Annotated in this window: 20 protein-coding genes; 2 read left to right on the top strand and 18 right to left on the bottom strand. The window is 42.1% G+C overall.

Annotated features, from left to right (window positions below):
• Positions 1–72: 72 nt before the first annotated feature.
• The 10 genes from PQO01_RS09740 to PQO01_RS09695 all read right to left on the bottom strand — a co-directional run bounded on the left by PQO01_RS09740 (position 73) and on the right by PQO01_RS09695 (position 12,894).
• Positions 73–3,261 carry a 3-keto-alpha-glucoside-1,2-lyase-like domain-containing protein gene (locus tag PQO01_RS09740; RefSeq protein ID WP_274313821.1) on the bottom strand — a complete coding sequence of 1,063 codons (3,189 nt, stop codon included), beginning with the start codon at positions 3,259–3,261 and terminating at the stop codon, positions 73–75.
• A gap of 268 nt (positions 3,262–3,529) precedes the next feature.
• Positions 3,530–4,438 carry an IS3 family transposase gene (locus PQO01_RS09735; protein ID WP_274314052.1) on the bottom strand — a complete coding sequence of 303 codons (909 nt, stop codon included), beginning with the start codon at positions 4,436–4,438 and terminating at the stop codon, positions 3,530–3,532.
• Positions 4,439–4,485: 47 nt separating this feature from the next.
• Positions 4,486–4,794 (bottom strand): transposase, encoded by a 309-nt coding sequence (locus PQO01_RS09730; RefSeq protein WP_274312221.1) that lies wholly within the window; start codon positions 4,792–4,794, stop codon positions 4,486–4,488.
• 71 nt (positions 4,795–4,865) lie between these two features.
• A complete protein-coding gene (locus tag PQO01_RS09725) occupies positions 4,866–5,726 on the bottom strand; it encodes a ThuA domain-containing protein (RefSeq protein WP_274313820.1) in 861 nt (286 codons plus the stop codon).
• 50 nt (positions 5,727–5,776) lie between these two features.
• Complete coding sequence (locus PQO01_RS09720; protein WP_274313819.1) at positions 5,777–7,378, bottom strand: sulfatase family protein; 1,602 nt, start codon at positions 7,376–7,378, stop codon at positions 5,777–5,779.
• A 680-nt stretch (positions 7,379–8,058) separates the two neighbouring features.
• Positions 8,059–8,277 (bottom strand): helix-turn-helix domain-containing protein, encoded by a 219-nt coding sequence (locus PQO01_RS09715; protein WP_274313818.1) that lies wholly within the window; start codon positions 8,275–8,277, stop codon positions 8,059–8,061.
• 13 nt (positions 8,278–8,290) lie between these two features.
• The gene (locus tag PQO01_RS09710) at positions 8,291–8,833 is read right to left on the bottom strand and encodes a DUF2975 domain-containing protein (RefSeq protein ID WP_274313817.1); all 543 of its coding nucleotides are present in this window, start codon (positions 8,831–8,833) and stop codon (positions 8,291–8,293) included.
• 598 nt (positions 8,834–9,431) lie between these two features.
• Positions 9,432–10,055 carry an alpha/beta hydrolase gene (locus tag PQO01_RS09705; protein ID WP_274313816.1) on the bottom strand — a complete coding sequence of 208 codons (624 nt, stop codon included), beginning with the start codon at positions 10,053–10,055 and terminating at the stop codon, positions 9,432–9,434.
• Positions 10,056–10,325: 270 nt separating this feature from the next.
• Complete coding sequence (locus tag PQO01_RS09700) at positions 10,326–11,906, bottom strand: prenyltransferase/squalene oxidase repeat-containing protein (protein WP_274313815.1); 1,581 nt, start codon at positions 11,904–11,906, stop codon at positions 10,326–10,328.
• Between the two features lie 514 nt (positions 11,907–12,420).
• Positions 12,421–12,894 (bottom strand): REP-associated tyrosine transposase, encoded by a 474-nt coding sequence (locus PQO01_RS09695; RefSeq protein ID WP_274313814.1) that lies wholly within the window; start codon positions 12,892–12,894, stop codon positions 12,421–12,423.
• Positions 12,895–13,379: 485 nt separating this feature from the next.
• On the opposite strand from PQO01_RS09695, the gene ltrA reads away from it, so the two are divergent.
• Positions 13,380–14,726, top strand: coding sequence for a group II intron reverse transcriptase/maturase (gene ltrA, locus PQO01_RS09690; protein WP_274312433.1), 1,347 nt, complete (start codon positions 13,380–13,382; stop codon positions 14,724–14,726).
• Positions 14,727–15,112: 386 nt separating this feature from the next.
• Positions 15,113–16,372 (top strand): IS110 family transposase, encoded by a 1,260-nt coding sequence (locus PQO01_RS09685; protein ID WP_274312477.1) that lies wholly within the window; start codon positions 15,113–15,115, stop codon positions 16,370–16,372.
• 117 nt (positions 16,373–16,489) lie between these two features.
• Here the strand turns inward: PQO01_RS09685 and PQO01_RS09680 are convergent, their stop codons facing one another.
• The 8 genes from PQO01_RS09680 to PQO01_RS09645 form a co-directional block, all read right to left on the bottom strand.
• The gene (locus PQO01_RS09680) at positions 16,490–17,464 is read right to left on the bottom strand and encodes a hypothetical protein (RefSeq protein ID WP_274313813.1); all 975 of its coding nucleotides are present in this window, start codon (positions 17,462–17,464) and stop codon (positions 16,490–16,492) included.
• Between the two features lie 7 nt (positions 17,465–17,471).
• The gene (locus tag PQO01_RS09675; protein ID WP_274313812.1) at positions 17,472–18,386 is read right to left on the bottom strand and encodes a DUF1552 domain-containing protein; all 915 of its coding nucleotides are present in this window, start codon (positions 18,384–18,386) and stop codon (positions 17,472–17,474) included.
• Positions 18,387–18,409: 23 nt separating this feature from the next.
• Positions 18,410–18,613 carry a hypothetical protein gene (locus PQO01_RS09670; protein WP_274313811.1) on the bottom strand — a complete coding sequence of 68 codons (204 nt, stop codon included), beginning with the start codon at positions 18,611–18,613 and terminating at the stop codon, positions 18,410–18,412.
• A 3-nt stretch (positions 18,614–18,616) separates the two neighbouring features.
• On the bottom strand, positions 18,617–18,973 hold the full coding sequence (locus PQO01_RS09665; RefSeq protein ID WP_274313810.1) for a type II secretion system protein: 357 nt from the start codon (positions 18,971–18,973) through the stop codon (positions 18,617–18,619).
• A 261-nt stretch (positions 18,974–19,234) separates the two neighbouring features.
• On the bottom strand, positions 19,235–20,734 hold the full coding sequence (locus PQO01_RS09660; protein ID WP_274313809.1) for a sulfatase family protein: 1,500 nt from the start codon (positions 20,732–20,734) through the stop codon (positions 19,235–19,237).
• A 101-nt stretch (positions 20,735–20,835) separates the two neighbouring features.
• On the bottom strand, positions 20,836–23,400 hold the full coding sequence (locus PQO01_RS09655) for a c-type cytochrome (protein WP_274313808.1): 2,565 nt from the start codon (positions 23,398–23,400) through the stop codon (positions 20,836–20,838).
• A 253-nt stretch (positions 23,401–23,653) separates the two neighbouring features.
• Positions 23,654–25,627: a serine/threonine-protein kinase gene (locus PQO01_RS09650; protein WP_274313807.1), complete on the bottom strand. Its 1,974-nt coding sequence runs from the start codon at positions 25,625–25,627 to the stop codon at positions 23,654–23,656.
• Positions 25,628–26,233 carry an RNA polymerase sigma factor gene (locus PQO01_RS09645; protein WP_274313806.1) on the bottom strand — a complete coding sequence of 202 codons (606 nt, stop codon included), beginning with the start codon at positions 26,231–26,233 and terminating at the stop codon, positions 25,628–25,630.
• Between the last annotated feature and the right edge of the window lie 43 nt (positions 26,234–26,276).

Raw genomic sequence — 26,276 nt, 5'->3', positions numbered from 1 at the left:
TCAGCCAGCTCAGACCAATGGCGCAGGGGGAAACAAAATCGTCTACCTAAGCGAAGCGCCCCCCTCATAAAACTAAAACTTTTTTAACTGAATATTTTTAAACCAAGCTTTCATGGGTACACCTTTGTGAAGCTGCATGCCAATCATGCCCTTTTTGAGTGCCTCCGGGTGATTGTCAGTAATATCTACAGTGACTTTACCATTGATCTTGTGAATGAGGCGATTGCCTTTGCAAATGACTTCGTAAGTTTGCCATTGAGTCAGATCTAATGTTTCAGGATCAGTTGTCTTACCTGTAACTTTCACCTTTCTATTGGCGTCAACTTCAACTTTTTGACCGCGCTTAGCAATGATACCACGCTTTTGTTTTTTCTCGCCGAGGCCTTCACCATAAAGCATGGCGACAAACTCAGGCTTAGGGTGCATGTCACATTGATAACCACTGAGACGGTAGATACTCTCATCATTCCAGAAAGCACGGTACATCATACCCGAGTTATTGACTTCGAACTTAGCTTCCCAAGTGAGGTGGAAGTCTTCCACATCACCACCGTCCCATACGAGGAATGTATTGACCGGGATTTTGTGGCCATGAGTACTGCCGTAGATAACGCCATCCTGAACTTTCCATAGTTTGGAATCACCCTTCCAGCCGCTTAGGTCTTTGCCATTGAAAAGTTGCTTAGCTCCCGATGAACTTTGACTTCCTTTGAAAAATTCATGATCGGGGTCGCCGCCTGAGATGAGGTAGGCTAGAAGATCCTGAATATCATCTTTGCTCATGGTATTGAGTAGGCCCGGAGGCATCATAGAAATCGGTGAGTCTTCGATGGATTCAATCTTGTCAGTTTTGACTTTAATAACGTTACTGGGAGTCATCATATCTGTATTGATCCAATATTCCGGGTGACGCATGTTCATAATACGACCGGTAATCACTTTGCCGTCTTTCAATTTAAAGATACTCGCACCGTACTGATCACTGATATCTTTGCCCGGATCAACGATAGCTTCCAGTAAGTCATAGGCACTGAACTTTCCGCGCGCAGACGTTAAATCAGGACCCACTGCCCCCCCCTCATTATTGAAGCGGTGACAAGCGTAACAGCTACCTGCACCAAACATTTGACGACCATTCTTGTAGTTTCTACCTGGCTCTACGCCCTTGCCAGCAAGATCTTTGAGGTCCTTGTTCGTCCAGTTTTTAACAAAGTTACGTGCTTTAAGACTAAAACGTGGGCCAGTACTTTTTGATTTCTTATTGATAAGTGCCTGAAGTTCTTTGCTCAGTTCAGCCTTGGGGATAGAGGCAACTGCATGCTTCTTAATATCTTTAAGGTAGTTTTTAAATCTTGCTCCGCCTGAGTATCCACCCGCGAGTACAAACCATTCAAAATACTGTTTGCGCAATTCCGGGGTCCATCCAACTTTGAGGTAACGAAGATTGAGCGCATAGCCGATTTGCTCTTCTTGACCGGAAGCTTCAACTAGGAGTTCTATCCCCTTACGCGCAGCATAAGGTGCCTGTAAAAAGCCCACTAATAATGAGAGATCACGATTCTCTTCTGGAGTGATGGCTGGATAAACCTGATCTAAATAAGAAACAAGCTGACCGGATAGAGCCTTATTGGGCTTGCCACCACGAGTCATAGCTAGAGTCATAGCGCGTAATAAATCCAATCTGTGTTGCTTTTTCAAAGACTTGTAATCAAAGCTCATGAGCTGAGTTAAGATCTCGGCAGAAGAATTTTTGTCTTTACGAGCTAAAGCAATGAGTGCCGCTAAGGCAGTTTGAGGATCTTTTTCACTTAGGGTACGACTTTTCCATTTCGAGATATCCTGTTTTTCCATAGTCGCACGGGCCGCGTGACGGATGCCGCGATCACTGGAGCCCAAAGCCTTCCAAACTTGATCTAACTGACTTGCATTTGCGGGCTTCGCACTAGCCTGAAGAAAGGATTCAAGTTCTTTGCGTTCTTTGCGAGCTGCTTCACCACCGACCAATGCCTTGGCAGGAGCTGTTGACTCTGAACCTGTGTAACGAATGCGATAAAGTCCTGACTGCACACCGCGGCCACCAATAGTGACATACATATTGCCATCAGGGTGAATAAGAAGATCTGTTAAAGGCAGTGGCTGAGCACTGGCGAATTCTTCGATGCTAGCCGTGTAAGTCGATCCTTTAGGAGTCATGTGTACGGCATAAAGTTTACCGTATGACCAGTCACTAATATAAAAAGCGTGCTGATACTTAGCCGGGAATTTAGCACCGTAAGCAAAGCTTACGCCCGTTGGGGAACCAGGTCCGATGTCCACTACTGCGCCAAAAGTGTCGCTGCAGTAATCCATGAATTTACCCGTGCCGTTACGCCAGCCGAAGTCAGCGCCATCAATAATGTGATTAACGCGAGTTGGGCGGTACCAGGGAGTATTGAGATCCCATTCCATGTCAGCGTCAAAAGTAAAGAGTTCACCCTGCTGGTTAACATCAATGTCGTACTGGTTACGGAAACCAGTGGCAATAACATCCCATGTCTTGCCTTCCGGATCAATTTGCGCGACGTGACCAAGAGGTGCTTCTGCACCCACCATATAGTGTGCTATTGGTTTAAAGAGCTGATCTTCGCCCCATAATTCAGGTACACGGGAATGACTATAATTCCTAGGAAGCTCTGTTTGGTTACCCATAACAACTAAAAGGTGTTTCCCGTCAGGAGATTTGATAATACCATGAGGTCCATGTTCGCCACCGGTGGATTTCAGTTTGCGAATCACATCTATCTTATCGAAACGGTCGTCATTGTTGGTATCGCGCAAACGAAAAATCCCGGAACCCGTTGGTGTGTTGCGTCCGTTAACAACTACATAGAGGCTATCAAAGGCATAACATAAGCCCTGAGCATGACCGAGTAAGGGAAGTGATTTTTCAGCTTCAGTTCGTTTAGCTCCCTTCTTTAATTTACTCACTGGTGCATAAGTGATTTGTTCAATTTTTGAAGCATCGAATTCCTCTCCTACTGCCGGAGCAGGGAATCGATAAATGCCACCGGTTTGGTCACTTACTATGAGTCTACCCTTATCATCGGTGCACATCGCTACCCACGAGCCCTGGGATCTCGGGACTGAGTAAAGTAGATCGACTTTGAAACCGTCGGCAATGCGAATACGTTCTGGGGGTGTTGCGGTACCTTGCGCTAGGGCGATACTGCTGAGCCCAATAGCGAGTGTAAGTGATAAGAATTTTTTAATTGAGTTGTTCATTATTATCCTACTAGATATCATTTTATTTAATTTTTTGCGAAACGACTTCTTTTTATACACGGGATGAGCGTAAACTTTCTTTACAGGGTTTAAAATTTTTAATTCAGCGCTTTGGTGCTTAAGGAGATGCGTTGTAAACGAGGTTTGCGCTTGTCTAAATTTTCATTGATATGATCTTCAGTAATTTTGGGACTTGTTACTGTGCTGCTTCAGCGGAAATTAGACAGTTAGGCATTTTTTCTTAGCTGAGATTTGTTACATTACTGGCTTATGAAGCTTCTGCAAAGAACTCTAACCTACGAATTTTTGCCTCAGCGAGTTTTCTTTTTCTTTCTTGAATAATACTCACATCTTTACCAATAAGTTTATCGCTTGGAGTAATGAAGCCAATAGAACTATGAAGACGGGTGTTGTTATAGTACTCCACGTACTGCGTGACAACTCTTCTCGCATCCTCTACACTCAAGGGAACTTTTGGCCGGATTGAGCCCTCTTTCAAAGTGTAATGAAAACGTTCTAACTTTCCATTGCTCTGTGGATAATATGGAGAAGTTCTAACATGAGTGAGACCATGGATGGCAATGAATTTTTTGAATTCCTGCCCTGTATACTGAGAACCATTATCAGTAATAATCCTAGGTCTTGCTTCTGGAAACTTCTCCAAAGATCTTTTAACCACTATTTCGGCATCCTGCTCATCCATTGATTCTCGAATTTCCCAATGAAGTAAACAACGACTATAACCATCTAAGACGCCTATAAAGAAGTAAAACCTTTTATTGATCTTCACGTAAGATATATCAGTATGCCAGTGTTCATGAGCTTGTAGTGGTTGCTCAAATCCATTTCCTTTACTGGATTTCTTTGTGGTTTTAGTACGCATAAGCCCTACATCTGATAAAATACGATAAACAGAGGAGCAACTCATATACGCAATATCTTCATCAATCATCATATACGTCACAGCTCGGTAGCCTTCTTGATGATGAGACTGGTAATACTCAATGACAGTTCGTTTTTCATCTTCAGTAATCCAAAAATCCTTGGGTTGTTTACCATTATGTTGATTATCCTTGCCTTCTCGTATTTTCCATTGATAAAATTTACTAGGATGAAGGGCTAAGGTTTTGAGCATACTACGAAGACTGATTTGCGTACGCTCATGCCAACTATACAGGTATTGAACGACCTGATCTCGGATGTTTTTACTAACCCAGTTTCCATTTAGATCAGGCCACGTTTCTTTTTTAAGCTTATATTCTCCGCCACGAGTTCAGCGATAACATCATTTTTCTGTGAAGTAGTCGCTTGGAGTAGTGTATTTTCTTTTTCTACCTTCTTTAAATTACTATCGTTATCCTTGGTGAAGGCTCGAGAACCATTTTCAAAGAACTCTTTTTGCCAACGATAAAATAGCGTCGTTGTAATATTGAGTTCATCACAAATATCAGATACAGGAGTTCGCTCAAGTAGGTGTTTACGAATGGCGACAACTTTCTGGTCGGCACTAAAATAACGGCGTTTTTTAGACATAATTCATTTCCTTTTCGGAGGGTTACAATTTTAAAGTAACTCAACTAAGAAAAAAAGTGATGTGTCCTATTTCAACTGAAGCGTAACATTACACCATCCTCGGGAACCTCCATGCCTGCACACCAAATGATGGCGTTCATAATTTGCTTACGAAAAGAATCATTAGCCCAGTTTTTGTGAAAGTGACCTCCAGTGAATCCTGCACCGCGTCCACTGTCGGCTCTTTCTTTTGCCCAAAAGACTAATAAGTCTGAAGGCTTTTTCTCGCCTTTTTTAAGAATTTTATTTAATCGAGCAATATCCTTTTTTACAGAGGGAGTTCCACTCATAACGGCATGAACTTTTTCTTGTTCTAACTGTCCCTTGTGATCGATGGAGCAGTCGCATTCATAATCCATTTTTATGTACCACTCGTCCTGGATAGCGAGCTTATCCACCCCTTTATTGATGGGGTGATTCTCGAGTTTAGCTTCTAGAAACCAGTGGGGGTTGGAAGAGTAGCCCGTTTTGTAAACGGCTCCGGTCCATTTTTTGATATATTCTTCAGCTACCTCTTCCGGGTCTACTGCATAATGCATGAAGATTTGACCAACGCCCTTGGAAGCTAGTTTATCAATCAAAAGATGGTGCTCGTTCATGAAATGCCACTTATTGCCTTGATAGTAATGAACGATGACATCGGCATCATTGAACACAGAAGTATCTTCAGGCCAATTATTGACAATAGTATAGCTAAGTTGATCGGCTAAGGGACTGGCTTCGAAAGATTTTTTTAAGAGTTTAGCACCAGCAAAAAACTCATGTGTTCCAGAGGGATGGCGTATATCGTCTCCTACCAGAAAAACAATTTTCTTTTTATCCAGGGCTTGGGTTGAAAATGTTATCAATACGCTGAGGGTAGCAAGTAGGGTGAGTTTACTCATTTTAAACATATTTTTTTCCATATCATTAAGTGTGTTGTGAATAAGTCGCATCAATTAATTTATTTGATTCCGTCGACCTTAATATTTGTTTCTATTTTGCGGGGGAGTTTCGCTGAGAGCTCAGCAAAACCTTCTGGTAGGAAGGGGGTGGCACCAGTGTTTTTCTGTGGCTTGCCGGGAGTACTGCGTCCATCATCAATAAGCTTTTGCATCTGAGTCGTAAGGCGATCGACAATATGTGGATAGGATTTGTAGAGATTGACTGTTTCTGCAGGATCAGATTTGAGGTTGTAAAGCTGAATCACTGGAAGCCCCTGGGCTTTGGCCATATCGGGAGTGAGGTCACTCTTGGGCCAACCACCTGAACCAGCACAGAAGATGAGTTTCCAATCGCCTTGGCGAATAGCAAAGGAGCCATTTATGGAGTGATGTACAGTGGCGGGTCGCGCAAAATTATAGGGCTTGCTAAGTAGCAGGGGCAGGGTGGAGTAGGAATCTTCACCGGCGTTATCCGGTAGTTTTTTACCGAGGATATCAGCCAGGGTTGCCAGCATGTCAGTGGTGCAGATGGTCTGATTCGTGATTGAAGCTGCTTTGACTCCACCATTGGGCCATGTGACGATGTAGGGAACGCGGTGCCCCCCTTCATAGATATCGGCTTTTCGACCGCGAAAGCCATTGCTAGGAAAATGGCCGGCATTATTGATTTCTGCGATGTCCGCACGAGGTGAAATACCATTATCAGCTGTAAAAACCAGGAGTGTATTATCGAAGATATTTTGTTCTTTTAGGGTTTTGATGAGTTCCCCCATGTGGTGATCGATTTGTAGAACAAAATCGGCGTATTCATTGATGCCACTTTTACCCTGAAATTCCTTGATGGGTAAAATGGGTGTGTGGGGAGAGGGAAGCGGGAGGTAGAGGAAAAAGGGCTTATCTGCATTTGCGTTTTGCGCAATAAATTTGTTGGCACGGCGAAAGAAATTGGGTGTGCAGTCTTCGATGTCAAAGTCAGCCGACATGGGGCCACCACGCCACAGACGTTTGCCTTCTTCGCCCTTGCGTTCAGTGATATCTAAATTGGTAATTTCACCATTTTCGACATACAAATAGGGCGGGATGTCGAGGGAGCTGGGGAGGGAATAATAATAATCGAAGCCATGGACATCAGGACCATTTTTTACTCCCTTGGAGTAATTAATTTTTGTGCCGGGGGTGTAGCCCCAGTAAAGCGGGTCAATTTCAACGCTATCGGGATGGAATGAAAAGTCCCAGCCCAAATGCCATTTGCCAATCATGCCGGTATGATAACCTTGCTCTTTTAAAAATGACGCCAGGGTCATTCTTCCGGGCTTGATGAGTGATGGCGATGTTCCGCCAACAACACTCTTTTTCAAATGAGTTCGCCAGGCATAGCGACCCGTTAAAATACCATAGCGAGTTGGCGTACAAACAGATGAGTTGGTGTGGGCATCGGTAAACATCATGCCATTGGCCGCCAAAGAGTCGATGTGGGGAGTATGAATTTTTGACGAAGGATTAAAGCAGCTCACATCTCCTTGTCCCATATCGTCCATGAGTACGTAAATGATATTAGGTTGTTTCGCGGCACTCAGTAGTGTAGTGAGTGATAAAGTAATTAGTAAAATAAATTTGTTCATTTGAGTCCTATGTATGTCCCTAATTTTTTTTATTAATACGGAAATGATAAGAGTTTTCTTTACAGTTTTTTGATTTTTGATAAACTTTACTTACAAATTCATTAAGTTTATACGGACTGATGGGTTTATTGGGACATTTGATTAGCGAAAATAATCAGTATTTATTGATTAATATGTCCGACCTAGAAAGATTAGATCACAGTATTGCGGACTTCGCAATTTTGTGTTTTCAGTGCTTTTTCGTAGCTCAGCATAAAATTGTTTTGACCACAGAAGATCACGTAATGACACAGAAAGGTTTTGTCAAAATTTGTTAGGTCGGACCTACGGCCCTTCAGTGATGGATTGTTATATAAATCATGCACCTTAACGGTGCATGCTAGAGTAGGCCGGGCCGCTGGCCCTAATTAATGAGATTAAACAATGGGCCGCTAGTTTTAAGTAAGAGGTTCAGTGATTTTGACAGGAAAAAAACAGGGCTGGAAGCCCGATCTAAACTAGTGTGGGGTGCAGCCCCACGAATTGAATTACTAATATAAATCAAGGGCCGTAGGTCCGACCTAGAAAGGTGTAATTACAGTATTACGGATTTCGCAATTTCTGTGTATTTTAAAATAGGCTTCAGTTTTATCTGAAGCCTATTAGTTAGATTTTCACATCCTGAATAATGTATATGTTCGTTAGGATGCGCTTTCCTCTTCCTGGTATTCCAGTAATTCACCCGGTTGGCATTTGAGTTCATGACAAAGAGCTTCGAGAGTCGAAATACGCAGAGCTTTGACTTTCCCGGTTTTTAGAATGCAGAGGTTTTGCGGAGTAATCCCCACAGCATCTGCAAGGTCTTTTGAACGCATTTTACGCTTTGCAAGCATAACGTCTAAGTTAATTACAATTGGCATAGTTATGTCCTTCTTAAACAGTGAATAACTGTTCCTGTTTAAGTTTCTGGCCTTCATTCATTACCCAGGCAGCAACGAGGATGATAAGAGCGGTAACAATACCATTGAGGTTAATTGTCTGTGATGTTAACATGATTACTCTTTCTCCAACCGGATTGCCCATTGTCCAGGCTGCAGTGATGGCGGCTTCGAAAACGGGGCCGATAGCAGCTTTGATAAGAAGTAGGTAAGCGATTTTTTTAATTAAATTCACGTTGGAATCTTCGAAAATAATTCCTTTTGAATAGAGTGAGAATAATCGACTTAGGTAATAGAATACGAACATAGTAATTGCGGTGGGTACCATGGATATTAAAAAGCAGACAAACTTTGTTTCAACTACATCTGTGATGGGGGGTGGCAAAACAACACCATAGGGAAGTAGCTCGGTGGCTCCAGTTCGAACTGTTTGCTTATCTAAATAGGTCCAGATAACAATTTGAATCACTGGAAGAACAATTAAGTACATTGCGAAGATCCATTTAAGCCACTTACTAAGTGATTGCATTTTTTGCATAATTTTTCCTTTTATTTTGATTACTTTTACACAATTAAGTTTTTATGATTATAAGTTAGTATTTATCATATTCAAGTAATTAATTATTGTTTTACGATAATTAATTGCTGTTTTATATATTTTCTGTTTTTTAAGAATGCTCGAAATTATAGGGTGAATCGAAGATGTTTCTTCGACCAATAAAGGTGTTGCCGTAGTATTGCAGGCCTCAAAAATTGATAGGTCGGACCTACGGCCCTTTAGTGATGGATTGTTATATAAATCATGCACCTTAACGGTGCATGCTAGAGTAGGTCGGGCCGCTGGCCCTAAGTATGAGTGTTACAGAAAAAAACAGGGCTGGAAGCCCGATCTAAACTAGCGTGGGGTGAAGCCCCACGAATTGAATTACTAATTTAAATAAAGGGCCGGCGTCCCTAAGTATGAGTGTTACAGAAAAAAACAGGGCTGGAAGCCCGATCTAAACTAGCGTGGGGTGAAGCCCCACGAATTGAATTACTAATTTAAATAAAGGGCCGTAGGTCCGACCTACAAATATGTGATCGAAGTATTGCGGACTTCGCAATTTTGTGATTTTTAGTGCTTTTTCGTGGTTTCATTATTTTGTGGTCAAATCTTTAAACCATTGTCGCAATTGGATCATCATGTCCCTGTTATCGAGGAACATGGTGGTGGCATGGTTGCCGAGGCCGGAATTTGCCCAGGTCCATTTTACTGATGGATCGGTATTTGCTACTAAAGCTTGGAATTTTTCGGCTTTATTATCAACTTGAAAAATGGCTTTGCCTTTGAAACGAGCGGCACGTTTTATGGCATCATTCATACGAGATTGGTTCCAGCGCGAGCCATCGTAATGCTGACAAGCTATCAATCCCTTCCAGAGTTTGGAAATCTCATCGTTGGCCAAACCAATATATCCGCAGGAAATTGCACCACGGGAAAAGCCACTTAAATAAAGATTATCTTTATCACCACCCCAGTTCTTACAGACGTCATTGATGACCTGCTGCACATATTCTACGGTATCGGCTCCAGCCTTTGATCCGAAGCCATTTGCCGCCAAAGAGTCGATATGTGGAGTATGAATTTTTGACGAAGGATTAAAGCAGCTCACATCTCCTTGTCCCATATCGTCCATAAGTACGTAAATGATATTGGGTTTTTTTGCGGCACTCAGTAGTGAAGTGAGTGATAAAGTAATTAGTAAAATAAATTTGTTCATTTGAGTCCTATTGTATGTCCCTAATTTTTTTTATTAATACGGAAATGATAAGAGTTTTCTTTACAGGTTTTTGATTTTTGATAAACTTTACTTACAAATTCATTAAGTTTATACGGACTGATGGGTTTATTGGGACAGTTAATTAGAGAAAATGATGGGTTTTTATTTATCAATAGGTCATAAAATAATGATGATAGCTAAGAACTAATGGCTAGGAACTATATTTAAGCACATAAGATGACGGAAAAACACGGAAGAATATATTTTGATTTATATAAAAATATCAATCTCTTCTTCACCGGTTGCGGCTTCCTTTTGTTTTTTACTGGGCTTATCACCACCTGATTCTTTGATGGCAGATGAAGGCAAGTAGCGGTAATAAACCGTTAACATCAAAGCACATTTTGCGGTAGAGTACACTTGATTATCAATTAACTGATTACCACAATGATTTAATTCAAGTGGGGTGGGGCTCAACCAGTAGCCCTCAGGATTTTGATTTTCAATTAATATTTTTTGGAATTTTTTATTCCACGCATTCCATCCACTACCACCACGTTGAAACAGGACCTGAGTTGTGTAGTACCAAAAATAAAGTGCTATTTCTCCATTATCTCTCCACTCAAGATGCTGGATATCGTGCTTGGCGGCATAATCGCCTACACGTTTCGCTTCTTTACAATTAGGTTCGCCAAGTAATTGTAGACACAAAACGCCTACGCCACGCATTGCTGGCGCGCGTATATTTTTTGAATCGGTACGGTAATAAAAGCCTGTAGCAGTGGCATGTTTTTTAAGATGAGTAATCGCTTTATCAATAGCTCCGGGGAGATCTTGTAGATCACAACCAGCCGCTTTGGCCGCCTTTAAGGCTTGGAAATTATACGAGGCAGTAGAAAGGTTTGAATGACCATTATTTTCATATGCGTAATAAAAGCCGCCGTCAGGATTTTGTTTATCACAGATATATTGAATTGTTCTGTTAAGGGGTTCAAGCAAAACATAATTACCCGTCATAGCGTAGGCTTCTGCAATTGCGTAAGCAACAAGGCCATGGGTATAGGCGGATCCTTTTTTTGGTTTTTCATTAAGGATTCCTATAGGAAATTTACTTTGCTTACCCCATTCTGCTAACTTCATAATACCCTTGCGAACATGAACACCATATTTTTTTGATTTAGGTGTATCTCCATGAGCAAGAAAAGTTAATACAGCAAGTGCGGTCATGGATTCCTTATTCGCAGCGCCCCAAGTTCCATCTGGGTTCTGATTCTTTGCCAGCCAGTCGAGTGCATTAGCAAGTGATTTCTGTGCAAGAGCTGAGCCACCATGTTTTCGGATGGCATTGGCTTTGGCATTCGGTGATCGAGATGAGAACATCTTTGCAGATGTGAGTGGTGAGGTGGATGGTTTAACATCTGACATGAGTTCTACATCATCCATAATTTCAGCGGCTGGAGGTTCGTCAGTATCATCGATTTCAGTGGCAATATCTTCAGTAAGATCCATCGTTTCAGTAACTTCGGGATTAATCGTTTCCGACTCTGTTTTGAGTTCCGGTTCGGGTGGAGGCGGAGGTGGTGGAGGAGGCGGAGGGGGTTCTTCAATCACTTCTTCAATTTTCTGGGTGACTTCTACATTGGCACTGCCAGCTTTGGTTTCGCCTTTGAAAAGCGAAGCAAGAAGAATTAGGAAGACGTGTACACAGGTAGATATGACCGGGCCAAGTAAAGTATCCTTTAATTTTTGCTTGCGGTATTGTTCCTGAATTTCTTTTAATTCTTCCTGGGTAACTACACCGAAGTCTTCTTGGTTCTCTAGGCCAACTTTTTCTTCGTGTTCTTCTGTCATTTATTTCTTATCCTAAAAATTTTCTCATCTTTTGTTGCAGCAAGTCTGTAAAATATTACAGAATCCTTCAGTGTTTATTTAAACCTTCACGATTACCCACAATAAGGGGCATGATCCTTTGGGCAGGGAAAGTGGGGGGGGCTTTCCCCCAACTTGGAGTCTGTTCATCTTTACACGGAGTAGTGAATGCTTTTCTTTACAGCGTTTATAATTTTAAAAAATATTCATTCTTGTCAACTCTTTATTTCCCTCAGAGAAAAACCTGCCGTGCTTTTTTTTGATTTTTGACATTTTTTAGTAAATAACTCTGACCTTGATACTTATCATTTAAGTAAGCACTCTTAGCGGACTCCACAATTTTTGTACTCTTCTGTACTCCATTTTGAATTCCTAGCTCATAGCTTGCATGAGTACTCCCTTGCATGTTCACTTGGGAGCGCTGGCGACCCGCCGGCATAAAAAAGCTATAGAAAAACCCTAATTAATAAATCTCATTTTAAAATATCCACAATTACTAATTCTCTTTAGGCTTATAAGCACTCGACCATAGCCATTGTTCCGGAAGTTTACACAGGCCCGCTTTGACCGGATTTTGATGAATGTACTCAATAACCTTAAGAAAATGGTTCTCATCGCGTATAAAACGGTCCCAGTATTCACGTTGCCAAACTTTATTTGGGAGCGCTGGCGACCCGCCGGCATTGGAATCATCACCATACTCATTTTTTAAAATTTCTTTCGCCGTATAACTTTTCCAAGAATGCACCACTTTTGCTAAAGGCCACTTCTCGTAAGTCTTTATCAAAAGGTGAACATGGTTTGGCATCACAACGTAAGCAATTAAGTCATAACGTTCACCATTAAAGAACTTCCATGTGTCTAGCACTATTTGCGCATTGCGCGAATCTTTAAGAAGACATGAGCCATAGCCCTTGTCGAGATATTTTTCGATGATTTGATAATACTTTATTTTTTCTTGTGGAGTCATGTTCTCGTATGCCGGCGGGTCGCCGGCGCTCGTGCGCCTGAGAGCGCACACAATCAATGAGGTGAAAGTCCTCATCAACAAAGGCTGATTATGTTGTAGTCGAACCTAACTGCGTTGTCGTGAGGCGGGGTGGAGAGCAAGGCAAGACGAAACAGCAGTCCGTAGGATGACGAACTCGATTCGGCTTTATAGTACTGGCGAGCCTGCGTGCGCTTGGCGAAGCTTGGAACAGAATGAAAAAAAAAAGGTAGTTCTGAAAATCCTCTATGCTGAATATCAGCGAGTAGCAAAGCAGTAGAGGAAGTCTATAGGGTGGTTGGAGACGGAATGCCGTGAAGGTTGTGTGACGTTAATCAGGGAGATCTGCATGTGCAGTGCAATAAGGCATGCAGAAGTCAGAGCTCTCATAGTAGTAAAGAAGGCGGTGAAAGCCGTCAGAGCGAAGGAGAGTAGGAAGATGAAACTGAGAAGAAAAGAATGAAGGAATGAAACAATTGTCAGAGACGACTAAACATTCATGGGAGCAGTTAGGGCGCACCGAAGAGATTCGTGCGTGGGCCTCAACTTCAGTCTGGACAGATCAGATGCTGGGAACTCTTGAAACAAGAGTTGAAGGTAGGAAATGGTATAGCTTAATAGATAAAGTAGCGCGAGAAGTGAACCTTGTAGAAGCCTGGGAATCTGTTCGTGCAAACGGCGGGAGTCACGGGGTGGATATGGTGAGCTTGGATCGTTATGAATCAGAGTTAGAGCACAATACTGAACAATTGATGAAGCAATTACAGGCGGGGACTTACCTTCCGCAATGCGTTCGCAGGGTAGAGATCCCAAAAGCCGACGGTAAAACGCGTGCATTGGGAATACCAACCGTGCGAGATAGAGTTGTTCAGACTGCGCTCAAGAATGTTATTGAACCGATATATGATGCGGAATTTTCTGCACAGAGTTTTGGTTTTCGTCCGCAACGGGGATGTAAAGACGCGCTTAGGCGGGTTCATCATCTACTTACGCAAGGACAGCTCTATGTCGTTGATGCGGACATTCAAAGTTACTTTGATATGATACCGCACGACAAACTCATGGCACGAGTCAAAGAGAAAATAAGTGATGGCAAGGTCCTTGACCTTATAGAAGCTTTCCTCAAAGCGGGGATATTCGACGGAATCAAGGAGTGGGAACCCGAGAAAGGGACTCCGCAAGGAGGCGTAATTAGCCCACTGCTCGCCAATATTTATCTCGATGAATTCGACCATAGGATGAGAGACGCTGGTTTTGAAATAGTGAGGTATGCGGATGACTTTCTGGTGATGTGCGATAATGCAAAATCGGCTAAACGGGGCTTGCGCAAGATAAAGCGTTGGATGAAGGCCCATGGTCTGAATCTTCACCCCGATAAAACCCGAATTGCCGATATGAATCAGCAAGATGAGTACTTTGAATTTCTAGGTTATCACTTTGAGCGTTCGAAAAGGACGGGCAGAATAAATAGGTGGCCCCGAAAACAGAGTATGGCTAAAATTAAGGATACTATACGCAAGCGTACGAGGCGTTGTCATTGGCAATCCATAGAAGAAATTATTAAAGCCCTCAGGCCTAGTCTCAAAGGTTGGTATGAGTACTTCAAGCATTCCAATCGTTGGACTATGCTCGAAGTTGATGCTTTCTTTCGAAGAAGGTTGCGCAGTATCATCGCTAAGTACAACCGTAAGAGAGGTACTCATCGGATTATCGATAACAAGAAATATACCAAGAAATACTTTGTAGAACTAGGGTTCTTTTCACTGGAAGAGGCCTGGTTACTGGAATCTCAGTCTCTTCGGAGTAAGCATTGACCGGAGAGCCGTATGCGGGAGATCCGCACGTACGGTTCGGAAGGAGGGGAGGCTCCGCAAGGAGCTTTCCCTACCCTTATCCAAGTAAGTCTTGTGGAGTCATGTTCTCGTATGCCGACGGGTCGCCGGCGCTCCTATAGTAGTCCAAGTAATTAAATAGATAAATATAATGAGGGGGTCTGGGGGAGAAATTTTAGAATTAAAAAAGGAACATATAAATTTAATTATTCTCGGTACGAATTGGCGCTCCTGTCTTTGAAAGACTTTCTGGGCACTTCGACCGGGAATGATTATCAGCAAGACGAATACTCAGAAAGCTTCCACCACGAATGCTATAGGAATTTCGCACGCTGACTTTTAAATCTATATATTCCTAAGGAGTAAAAATGTATTATACAAGAACTAAAAAGCCATCTGAATACTCAGTTATTATTGCGATTGACTGGGCTGATCAAAAGCATGATCTACGAATCCTTCGGGATTGTGAAGAAGAATGTAAAGTTATCAGTAGTGATTTACTTACGCTCAAAAAATTCTTTAATGAACTCATACTTGAATCTGTTAATGATCCCATCGCGGTTGTCATCGAAAGCTGCCAATCTGCACTGATGAATTTATTGATATCCATTAGTGAATTTGATGTCTATACAGTTCACCCGACCACTTCTTCGAAGTTTGCTAAAACATTCCATCTTAGTGGCGCGAAAAGTGACCGAGCAGATACCAAATCATTACTTGAACTATACTTAAAACACCCTGATAAAGTTAAAAGAGTAGACGAATCTTTTTCAAAAGGAAAACTGAAGCGACTGAATATAAAAAGGCGTGATTTAGTAAATGATAGAACTCGTTTAACTAATCAACTCACTGCATTGTTGAAGATCTATTATCCAAATGCACTCAAAGTCGTGGGGAATCATTTATATGCAGACATGTTTCTAGATTTTTTGGATAAATATCCAAGCCCGCAGGATATCATTAATGCTCATCAAATCGGCATTACTAAATTCTTTAACAAACGCAGTACAAGCCATACAAAAACAAAAGTGAGGGTTCAAATATTACGCGCTTCTGTTATTGTTGTTAATGATGAAGATGAGGTGGATTACTACATATTTGAGATACAACAATTCTGCCACAGAATCCGGAGTTTAAATAAGGTTATTAAAGCTTATGACGAAAAAATTGAGCAAGCTTATAGGGAAAATGAAGATCATGAAATATTCCAATCATTTCCAGGAGCAGGTCCTAGTATCGGACCACGTCTTATGGCCTTCTTTGGAAACGATCGAGAAAAATTTCAGTCTGTAAATGAGGCTCTTAAAATCAGTGAAATAGCTCCTGTGACAATTCAGAGTGGGAAAATGAATATTGTCCGAAGACGTTTTTTATGCGACAGGTTCACTCAACTTAGTTTTGTTGAGTTTGCCAATAATTCCATAAGGTCATCAATATGGGCACATGAATTTTATTATCATAAGAAAGCTCTAAACATACCTCACTTCACAATACTTAGAGCTTTGGCGTACAAATGGATTCGTATCATGTACAGTTGTTGGAAAACGAGAACTCCATATAATGAAAAGACCTATCTAGAAGTATTGGAGCAGAGGCGACCAGCATGGTTTCAGAAATTCGTTAATTAATCTCGAATTCTAGTTGTAAGTGCACTCAGAAAAGCCCGGGGATTTTTATGAAAATATTTACTAACAGGGTTCTTTTTAATGAGATGAACTAATTAAGTGAATAGTTTTTCTTTATCATTATTGTTGACGACTTAGTCGTTCTTGAACTTGACTTAGATAAGCGAGTTCGGCGTCTTGAAGTTTCTTGTATTCCTTCAAAGCGGCCTGAAAACTGGGCTTAGATTTCTTGGCTTCCATTTCCTTTTTGCGCTTGGCATAATTTTGGAAATAGGGATATTGCGCTCGAATTGCTTGCCACTTGTTTTGTAAAGAGTCCGTGATTTTTTTGTACTGGGGGTCATTAGCTAAGTTCATACGCGTATCAGAAAGAGCTTTGTTTTGCTTATATCTGCGATCGTGATCTAAGTTGACTTCAGGTCGCTGCGTTTTTTTATCGAGCCAGTTTTGAACCTGTGCTTCTGCAATGGTTAGTCCTTTCCAGATTTTTATGGAGTCAATTTGCCCACTCCCTTGCTCTAAAGTAAGAAATATTTTGCTCTTTAAATTTTTAAAGCGTGGATTTTGACTCATCAAAAAATGTTCATTATCGATGTGGACAAAGACCTTGTCAGCACAAACTTCCATGGTGATCGTATAAGGCTGTCCGTCTTTCAAATTGGATTGAATGACATCGAGGTACTCGTGTAAAGAATACTTATCTTTTTCTTTGTATTTATAGGTATAGATTTTTTTTCTGTCAAAACGAGTGACCAGGCAGTGCCCATTATCATCATTGAGGCCGAGGTTAAAAGCTTTGATTTTATGCAGAGATTTGATCTTGAGCTCCAGGATGAAGTCACCCATGGCTTCGGCAAAGTTATGACTCAGGGTGATTCGCTTCATTTTATCTTTGCTTTGGGAACAATCAAAATGATAGAAGCCATCTGAAACTTTTTGACCCAGAGGATTTTTAGCTGAAGGCCAGGTTGAGATGTCAATCTTAACGGCATCAAAGTTATCGTCAATAATCAAGTCTCCCTTTTGCAGAAAAACGGGATCTAGGCAGTAGGCAGTATGGAAGCTAAAAAGAATAAAAAAGAGTAATTTGTACATATAAACCTTAAGTATAAAGAGTTTGCGCCGTTCCGGTGGAATCGGCAAATTTAGTAATTTGTGCACCGGCATCCTGAAGTATCGTTGTCCAAAGATTGGCTAAAGCGGTATCGTCTTCGGGAGCGATATGATGTTGACCATGTTTGAGCATATTGAAGCCGCCCCCGGTCAAGAAGCAGGGCACGTTTTTATTGCGGTGCGCAGTCCGCAAACCACCGCCCCAGTAGACCAAACTATTATCAAATAGAGTGCCACCATTGGGGTCCAGAGGATCTTTGGCGGAACGCATCATATCGATAAATTGAGAATAAAGCTGCAACCATTTAGTGGAGCGCTTTAAATTGAGTTCGTGCAAAGCGCTGTTCACTCCATAGTGAGATAGAGTGTGTGGTGAATGAGATATGTTCATGCTATTTAAAAGGCCGGCATCGGGCATGCGATAGGTGATGATTCGCGTAGAATCAATTTGATAAGCGCTAGTAATCATCTTGAACATCAGCATGATCTCTGATTCACCCTCTAAGGTACTCTTGGGCGTGGGAATGGTCGCTTTTGGGTAAGGGACATTGGCCCATTCAGTCTGTCGGCTTAGGCTTTTTTCAATTTCCCGAACTCCGGTGCTGTACTCTTCCAGTTTCTCACGATCATCCTTGCTTAGAGTTCGTTTAGTAGCCGTTGAATCGATTTTTAAAAGGTCAAAAATACTTTGCTCTCTGCGCAATCGTTGCAATTGTTCCTGCTTGCTTAAGCCACCGCCAAATAAGCTGTGATAAACATCTAAGGGGGACCTTAATCCCGGCAGAGGACTACCATCCTCACCATAAGACATAGCCTTGCCGCCGTGACCGTGACCGTTGCCATCGGCTAGCAATGCAGTGGTGAATAAAAAAAATAGGGAGGTGAATGTTAATTTATTTTTCATATGTATTTCTGATCAACAGTGACTCAATTTCCACTCCAGAAAACATCGTTATGGGTATTGAGCGGTACGGAGCCATAATTAACGCCTTCAACATGACCGTCGATAAAGAGTATGTTGGCTCTTGTCTCGTGGCGAAAAAAATAGATTGTCTCCTTCTTTAAAAAAATGGATCTAGTGTCGCCATTCCACGCCCCTTCTGATGGTTTTGAGAAGCTTGTTATCTTCACATCCTAACCTCTGGCGGATCGATTATTGCCATATCTTATATTGCCATTATTTGGGTCTGGTGAGGGGCAATTAAAGATGGTGCCGGGGAAGCTGGGGTCGCGATTATGCCATTTACTCGAGTAGATGTAGGGCCATAAAGGTTCGGTCCATTCGTGACTGACTCTGGAATTGTATGGCATATAGGAATCATTGTCATCGAGGTACATGAAAACGACTGTGCCCTGTTGCTTGAGGTTGCTCTTGCAAACAGTAGTCCTGGCGCTGTTTCTTGACTTAGCAAGCGAAGGCATCAATAGAGACGCCAAAATTCCTATTATGGCCACTACCACTAAAAGTTCTATTAAAGTAAATTTTTTCATATGTATTGACCTCATTATCATTATAAAGCTTTGCGCATTCAGCAACAAGCCTTAAGCGCCTTTTTCTTTATCACGGAGACATTAAAGAGTTTCTTTACAGGCTTATGAATTTTGAATTATCAATAGGTCTGACTTACGGCTCTTAAATGATGTTTCATTATAATAATCATGCATCTTGTGATGCATTCTGGAATAGCTCGGGCTTCCAGTCCTAGGAGATTTAATGTCTTGGCGTGGTATACGGTATTGTTCCTTTCGCTATCAGTCGAGGTTTGTTCCTTCAAGAAGCTTTTCAAGTTGTTTGATCATCGCTTTCTTCTTCTCCGGATGATTATTGTCGGTGCTCTCGTAGTAGTCTTCTTTCAGTGCCGCTTTGGGCCGATCCTTACCAATCATATTCGGTAGATGATGGAATGCATACGAATACTCTTCCTGTTTCTTCGAGTCTTGAGCCAGCCTCATAAGCTTACAATCATCAACGAGAAGAGCTATACAGGAGCCTATGGTTTTACCCTTGGTGTCCCGACCCCCTTTCCAGGTGTTGGACTTCTGGCTGAGGGTGCGCAAGTTGATATAGGCACGCCCCTTTAACGGTGGCTCCTTGCCCATAAGGTAAGGCATGATATCAGTACCGTCGCTTTTCAAGGAAGCAAGTTCCGTTGACGGATCAACATACTTCAAGGACGTAGGCAGAATGTCACAGAGCGAGACGAGACCATCATAGTAGTCGGGTTTCGATTCGGAGTTCTGCAGGGGTTTTGACCACACGATATAGGGTACGCGGATTCCACCGTCAAAGGGCTCGTGCTTGAAGCCGTGCATAGGATAGGTTAGAGACAGGTTTTGTTCGCCACCATTATCGCCGGCAAAGATGATTAGGGTGTTATCGAGCTGTCCAGTTTTCTCCAGTGTTTTGATAATCCTACCAACTCCGCGGTCCACGGCATAGACCATCGCCATAATACGTTCGCGATTATTGTCTTTCCCAGTTTTTCCAATCTTACGTTTCGGGAACAGAGTTTTTAGGTCTTCGGGCTTTGCTTGTATGGGAGCGTGCGGTGCGTTAAAGGGGATGTATACAAAAAAGGGCTTCTTATCCTCAGCGCAGCGCTCAATGAAGTCGACGGAGAGATCGGTTAGAGTGTCTGTAAGATACTCTCCCTCTTTCTTGAACTGAAAGTCGATCTTTTTACTTCCGACCCGGTAAGTAATCGGGGAATTCTTCCTCGGGGTTACTTTTTCGCCGGCTTTGCGGAAATAATTGGTCACTGCTTCGAAGCCAAGGAATTCATCAAACTCGAGGAATTCCTTATGATAGGGAATCGTGATTTCCTTCTCAACCGGATGGTGATATTTTCCATAGTGAGCAGTCTTGAGGCCACGCTGACGCATATATCTCCCGATCAAGGTGTGCTCGCCCAGCCTGATCTTCCGTGTCGGCCACTTTCCACTCAAGAGAGACATTCTTGATGGCGAGCATGTGTTGTTACCGTAAGCCCGGGTGCAGACAACACCATCTTTCGCCAACTGATCGATATTCGGCGTGAAAGAACCTATCGCCGTCTGAATATCTTCGGTTCCTTTGTAAAGCTTACGGTAGACAGGCAGTTCACCGTAGCCGAGGTCGTCGCATAAAATGACGACCACATTGTGCGGGGGGTGATTCGGTCGGTTTTCAGCACGGGCAAATGCTACGCTAAAAAGTAATAACACTCCTGTCATTGCTGTTTTTACACTCATCTCAACTCCAATTTTTTTCATTTTTCAGATTTCTTCATAAAGTCCGCATTCGTCCACGGCATGTGGATCAGCCGGAGCTTCTGCGTTCAACAGAATAACTCCAACTTATTGCAGTCTATTCCTTATTTTTTAAAGAACTTGTGTTCTGGATCGCCACCGGAAAGAAGGTAGGCTAGGAGATCTTGTATATCCTCTTTGGCCATGGTGTTGACAAGGCCAGGAGGCATCATAGAGATAGGCGATTTTTCAATAGATTCTATTTTATCTACATGGACTTTTGTATTGGCACTTGGTGTCATCATGTTCGTATTGATGGAGTAATTTGGATGTGTCATATTCATGATACGACCAGTGATTTTGGAGCCATCTTTTAAGGTGAAAATACTAGCTCCGTATTGATCGCTAATTTCTTTCCCAGGATCAACTACGGCCTCCAGTAAATCATAAGCGCTGAATTTACCTCGAACTGAAGTCAGATCGGGACCGACAGCACCACCTTCACTGTTGAATCGATGACAGGCAAAACAACTGCCGGCACCAAACATTTGGCGGCCATTTTTAAAATTACGGCCAGACTCAATACCATTGCCAGCTAATTTTTTAAGATCTTCACTTGTGTAATTCTTTACAAAGTTGCGTGGCTTTAGGCTGAACTTTGGAGCAGATTGTTTTGCTTTAGCATTAATCGTTGCGTTGAGTTCCGGGCTTAATTCATCTTTTGGAATTGAAGCCAGGGCATGTTTTTTGATGTCACCCAGGTAGTTTTTAAATCGAGCACCACCAGAATAAGTACTAGCCAATACAAACCATTCAAAATATTTTTTGCGCAATTGAGGTGTCCAACCAACTTTTACATGACGTAAATTAAGGGCATAGCCAATCTGTTCTTCCTGACCTGGGGCATCCAGGAGAAGTTCTATACCTGTTTTGGCTGCATATGGCGCTTGTAAAAAGCCAACAATAGCCGAAAGGTCGCGGTTTTCCTCAGTTGTTAAGGCTGGATATATGGAGTCGAGATGTGCAATAAGCTTATTGCTAAGTTCCTCATTAGGTTTGCCACCACGGGTCATTGCTAAGGTTACAGCACGTAATAAATCAAGACGTTGTTGTTTATTTAAAGACTTATAGTCAAAGCGCATGGTTTGAGTTAAAATCTCAGCCGAAGAATTCTTGTCTTTACGCGCCAGGGCAATCATAGCGGCCAGTACTATTTGAGGATTTTTCTCTGTTTTAATGTCATTCTTCCAATGGATTGGATCTTGTTTCTCTAAGGCAGCTCGTGCGGCATGACGAATCCCACGATCAGTGGAACCCAAGCCTTTCCATATAGTTTTAATTTCATCCGCACTAGCAGCGGGCGCTCCTGCTTGTAAAAAAGCCTCGAGCTTTTTGCGCTCTGCTCGAGCTTGTTCACCGCCGGTAATAGCTTTAACCGGGGCGGTTGATTCATTGCCAGTATAGCGAATGCGATAGAGACCGGATTGGACGCGACGACCACCAATAGTAATATACATATGACCATCTGGGTGAATAAGCAGGTCAGTTAATGGCAAGGGTTGTGCACTGGCAAATTCTTCGAAGCTGGCACTATAAGTTGAGCCATTGGGAGTCATGTGTACAGCGTAAAGTTTACCGTAGGACCAATCACTTATATACAGTGCATTTTGATACTTGGCTGGAAACTTTGCGCCGTAGCCAAATTTTACGCCGGTTGGTGAACCGGGACCGATGTCAACCACAGCACCAAAAGTATCGCTACAGTAATCCATGAATTTAGCTGTACCGTTTCTCCAGCCGTAGTCGGCTCCATCAATAATATGGTTAACACGTGTCGGGCGATACCAAGGGGTATTTAGGTCCCATTCCATATCGGCGTCAAAGGTAAAGACTTCCCCCTCACGATTAACATCGATGTCGTACTGATTGCGAAAGCCAGTGGCAATCACATCCCAGTTTTTTCCCTCTGGATCAATTTGAGCAAGGTGACCTAGAGGGGCTTTGGCGCCTACCATGAAGTGTTCAATTGGAGGCCAAAGTTGATCTTCACCCCAAAGTTTAGGTACACGCGAATGGCTGTAACCAGGGGGAAGTGATGTTTGATTACCCATAACTACATAGAGGTGTTTGTCATCAGGAGCTTTAATAATGCCATGGGGGCCATGTTCACCACCTGAAGAAGAAAGTTTGCGAATGACATCTATTTTATCAAATTTATCATCTCCATCACTGTCGCGAAGACGGAAAACCCCAGAACCTGTAGGAGAATTGCGGCCATTGACCACAACGTAAAGACTATTGAAGGCGTAACAAAGTCCTTGTGCATGACCAATTTGAGGTAATTTTTTTTGTGCTTCGGTACGCTTGTCAAGCTCTCCTTCCTTAAGTTTTCTAGCAGGTGAATAAGTGATTTGCTCAACTTGCGAAGGATCTAGTTTTTGACCTGCTTGTGGAACGGGTAAGCGGTATAAACCACCGTATTGATCACTGACAATGAGGCGGCCTTTATCATCTTTACACATGGCAACCCAGGAGCCTTGTGCTGATGGCACCGAATACAGCAAGTCAATTTCAAAACCCTTTGGTAGACTTATACGTTCCGGTGGTGTCGCGCTGCGTTGCGCGAGAGAATTATTGGTGAGCCCAATAACGAATATAAGTGAGCAAAGAGTTTTGATTGTGTGCTTCATTGTGGTCCTTTATTTTAGTCGTGTCGTGCTTGCTTTAGATTCAACAAGCGTTAGCTGCTTGCTCATATTTAACTACACGGAGTAAAAGGGGACTTTCTTAACAGCTTTTCTAATTAAAATAAATTTTATAGATATTTTTTATGCTTGCTTGTGATTTTAACTCACCTTTAATTAAACCACTGAAAATTACGAAACAGCACAGGATTAAATACCCTGGATCGCAAGTGTTTTACCGGTCCAAGGGAGATAAAATTTATCGAACTTCTATTTCAAAGTCTTGTGAGCTTCTCTTAAGCTCTTTGGCCGATAATTGATCTTTGCGGACAATCACTTTATGGATTTGAACCTCTTCACCACCAAGTGAACTCAGCTTGGTGATTTTTGTCCCCCTTAAATCAAGTTCGAAAAGATACATGCCAGCGAACTCTCGTGGTGAGCTTATAGAACTTCTGACAACCTTCAGTTCCTTCACTCTCAGATAGCGAAATATGCAATAAAATATAGCCTGTGAGACTAACTTTGTAATCTCCGGGGCATCGATAGAAAGAGTGCCATTTTCAAAAGTAAAAACGGCATCTTTATGTTTTGGATAATAAGTCTTATACAGACGAAAAATTAAGTCGGGATATTCAGCTATATTGCGATAATATTTGGAGTAATATGAAAGAATTATTTCTGCCTTGACCAGTAGGTTTTTATCGAGGCAAAAGGTCACCATCTTTTGAAAAGTCTCACTCTTGTCACCCGGCTCAAACATGAGAAAGCTTTGCTCAATCCCCGGATCATTGATTAATTCCCGATGCTTATCCAGAAAACCTTTAGCCTTGTCAAATTGCATTGAGATGAAATAATTCCAAAAAAGCTGAGTGGCGATTCTCTTTGAATCCGGGTAAACCTTAAGAGCTGCAGTTAAAAGTTCAGTACTTCTTTTAATGCCAATAACTGGATTAGCCAGCAAGGTATTATTATCCAATTGAGTATGATTTTGGTCGAGTATAGATTCGATAATTTCTTTTGGCAGTTCCACCAGCTCTTTCGACTGCTCTTTATTCTTTTTCAAGGCGATAGAAAGTTCAGCAGCAGTTTTCTCTGCTTTATCTTTGGCTTTAATCGCCTGCATTTCACTGGCCTTAATTTGAGTAATAAAGTAAGTGAGGCCAATAAGAATCAGAAGGATGAAAGCTGAGCTTGTGGAGCATATCGTTTTATTTCTCCGCCAAAATTTCGATATTTGTCTAAGTAGACCCGCTTGTTCCGCTTCGGTTGGGTAACCATTTAAGTAGCTTTCCACGTCCATCCTTAAATCTAAAACATTGGCATAGCGATCATGTGGATTTTTTTGCATCGCTTTTTCAATGACTGGGAAAAGGCTCTGAGGGATATGTGGGCGAAAGTCTTTTAAGTTTTCAGGGGTACCTTGTTGAGCTTCTTTGATGATGCTTACAGTATTTGAATGCTGCAATCTTTTGGGGCAGAGTATGGAGAAAAGTATAGCGCCCAAGGCGTAGATATCTGTCTGTGGGGCTTTATTGTCGTTGGTGATTTGTTCCGGAGCCATGTATCCGGGAGTGCCTTTTACTTCTCCTGTCAAAGTAGCATTGTTTAAGATGTCCTTTTTGAAAGTCGATGTTGTAAAATGCTTTTTTTCCTGGTCAACGACTTTGCCAAGCCCCCAATCGCATACGAGCACTTCACCAAATAAACCAACCTGAATATTGTCCGGCTTCAGATCGAGATGAACAATACCCTGAGCATGGGCATAGGCTACGGCATCGCAAACTTTGATAAAGGCGTTAAGTAATTGACTTAGCGAATAAGTTTCTTTGTCGTCCTCAGTTTGATTTTTATTCAATACCTTCTGAAGCGTATCACCATTTTTGAGTTCCATGGTGAAAAAAGGCTGTCCAGCTTTGTTAATCCCAATCTCATAGACCTTGATGATATTGGGGTGCTCTAAGAGGGCAGTGAGCCGTGCTTCACAAATAAAGGGGTCGAAGTTTTCTATGTTTTCGTGGTCAGATAATTCAGCCAAAGCAACATGGCGTTGACATGAAGAACTGAAAACTTTGTAGATGGATTTCATTCCTCCAGTGGCAATGAGTTCCTTTTCAGTATATTCCACATCGATTTGTTTGAGTTCGCAACTTAAGGGAGCCAACTCGTCAAGTTCCAGTTGATAATCCTTGGCATCATCATACATGGATCTGAGTGAATCAGGGAAATTCATTTAAAACTCAAAAAGCTCTCTAAGTTGTTTGAGTTCAGCCATGAACTTGGCCTTAACTCGACTGCGCAGGACATAGACCGTGTTGGCCGGAATAGAAAGATTTTGACTTATTTCTTTAACGGAATTTCCCTGTGAACTCATCATAAAAACTTCTATGGCGTTGCCGGAAAAGGAGGACTTTAAATGCTCAATAGCCTGATTTAACATATAGTCTGTCCATTCCTGATGAATGACTTTATCGAGGTCGCTGTTACCACCAGCCAATATGTTGAAATAATTATCTTCTTCACCCGTTCTAAATTCTCTGTTTTTTCGGGCATTCTCCGAGCGCATATAATCAATGACGCTATTGCGAAGAACTTTTCCCAGCCAGGTGCGAAAGCGAGCGCGGCTGTCATCTACATCAAAACTTTTAATAGATTTCCAGAGCTTGAGCATAAGTTCCTGAGTGAGGTCATGGTGCAAACTATTGGGAACTTTCATCTTGTTTAAAAGCATAGTGATAAAACCTGAATAATACTCACAGAAGTCAGTCCATGCAGCCTGATCATCTGGGTTTTTTACCCTTTGAATTAGGGTTATTCTTGTTGGGGCAAAATCACTCAATATTAGATCCGCTTATCTTTTTTCTCATATATAATATTATGAA

The organism is Lentisphaera marina, from assembly GCF_028745505.1.
In the GTDB taxonomy this organism is placed as follows: domain Bacteria; phylum Verrucomicrobiota; class Lentisphaeria; order Lentisphaerales; family Lentisphaeraceae; genus Lentisphaera; species Lentisphaera marina.
The sequence above is the reverse complement of the archived record's forward strand: the minus strand, read 5'-3'. Positions and strand labels throughout refer to the sequence as shown.

Excerpts from the sequence above, each read along its gene's own strand:
- PQO01_RS09740 (WP_274313821.1), bottom strand. The coding sequence starts at position 3,261 with ATGAACAACTCAATTAAAAAATTCTTATCACTTACACTCGCTATTGGG.
- PQO01_RS09730 (WP_274312221.1), bottom strand. The coding sequence starts at position 4,794 with ATGTCTAAAAAACGCCGTTATTTTAGTGCCGACCAGAAAGTTGTCGCC.
- PQO01_RS09725 (WP_274313820.1), bottom strand. The coding sequence starts at position 5,726 with ATGTTTAAAATGAGTAAACTCACCCTACTTGCTACCCTCAGCGTATTG.
- PQO01_RS09720 (WP_274313819.1), bottom strand. The coding sequence starts at position 7,378 with ATGAACAAATTTATTTTACTAATTACTTTATCACTCACTACACTACTG.
- PQO01_RS09715 (WP_274313818.1), bottom strand. The coding sequence starts at position 8,277 with ATGCCAATTGTAATTAACTTAGACGTTATGCTTGCAAAGCGTAAAATG.
- PQO01_RS09710 (WP_274313817.1), bottom strand. The coding sequence starts at position 8,833 with ATGCAAAAAATGCAATCACTTAGTAAGTGGCTTAAATGGATCTTCGCA.
- PQO01_RS09705 (WP_274313816.1), bottom strand. The coding sequence starts at position 10,055 with ATGAACAAATTTATTTTACTAATTACTTTATCACTCACTTCACTACTG.
- PQO01_RS09700 (WP_274313815.1), bottom strand. The coding sequence starts at position 11,906 with ATGACAGAAGAACACGAAGAAAAAGTTGGCCTAGAGAACCAAGAAGAC.
- PQO01_RS09695 (WP_274313814.1), bottom strand. The coding sequence starts at position 12,894 with ATGACTCCACAAGAAAAAATAAAGTATTATCAAATCATCGAAAAATAT.
- ltrA (WP_274312433.1), top strand. The coding sequence starts at position 13,380 with ATGAAACAATTGTCAGAGACGACTAAACATTCATGGGAGCAGTTAGGG.
- PQO01_RS09685 (WP_274312477.1), top strand. The coding sequence starts at position 15,113 with ATGTATTATACAAGAACTAAAAAGCCATCTGAATACTCAGTTATTATT.
- PQO01_RS09680 (WP_274313813.1), bottom strand. The coding sequence starts at position 17,464 with ATGTACAAATTACTCTTTTTTATTCTTTTTAGCTTCCATACTGCCTAC.
- PQO01_RS09675 (WP_274313812.1), bottom strand. The coding sequence starts at position 18,386 with ATGAAAAATAAATTAACATTCACCTCCCTATTTTTTTTATTCACCACT.
- PQO01_RS09665 (WP_274313810.1), bottom strand. The coding sequence starts at position 18,973 with ATGAAAAAATTTACTTTAATAGAACTTTTAGTGGTAGTGGCCATAATA.
- PQO01_RS09660 (WP_274313809.1), bottom strand. The coding sequence starts at position 20,734 with ATGAAAAAAATTGGAGTTGAGATGAGTGTAAAAACAGCAATGACAGGA.
- PQO01_RS09655 (WP_274313808.1), bottom strand. The coding sequence starts at position 23,400 with ATGAAGCACACAATCAAAACTCTTTGCTCACTTATATTCGTTATTGGG.
- PQO01_RS09650 (WP_274313807.1), bottom strand. The coding sequence starts at position 25,627 with ATGAATTTCCCTGATTCACTCAGATCCATGTATGATGATGCCAAGGAT.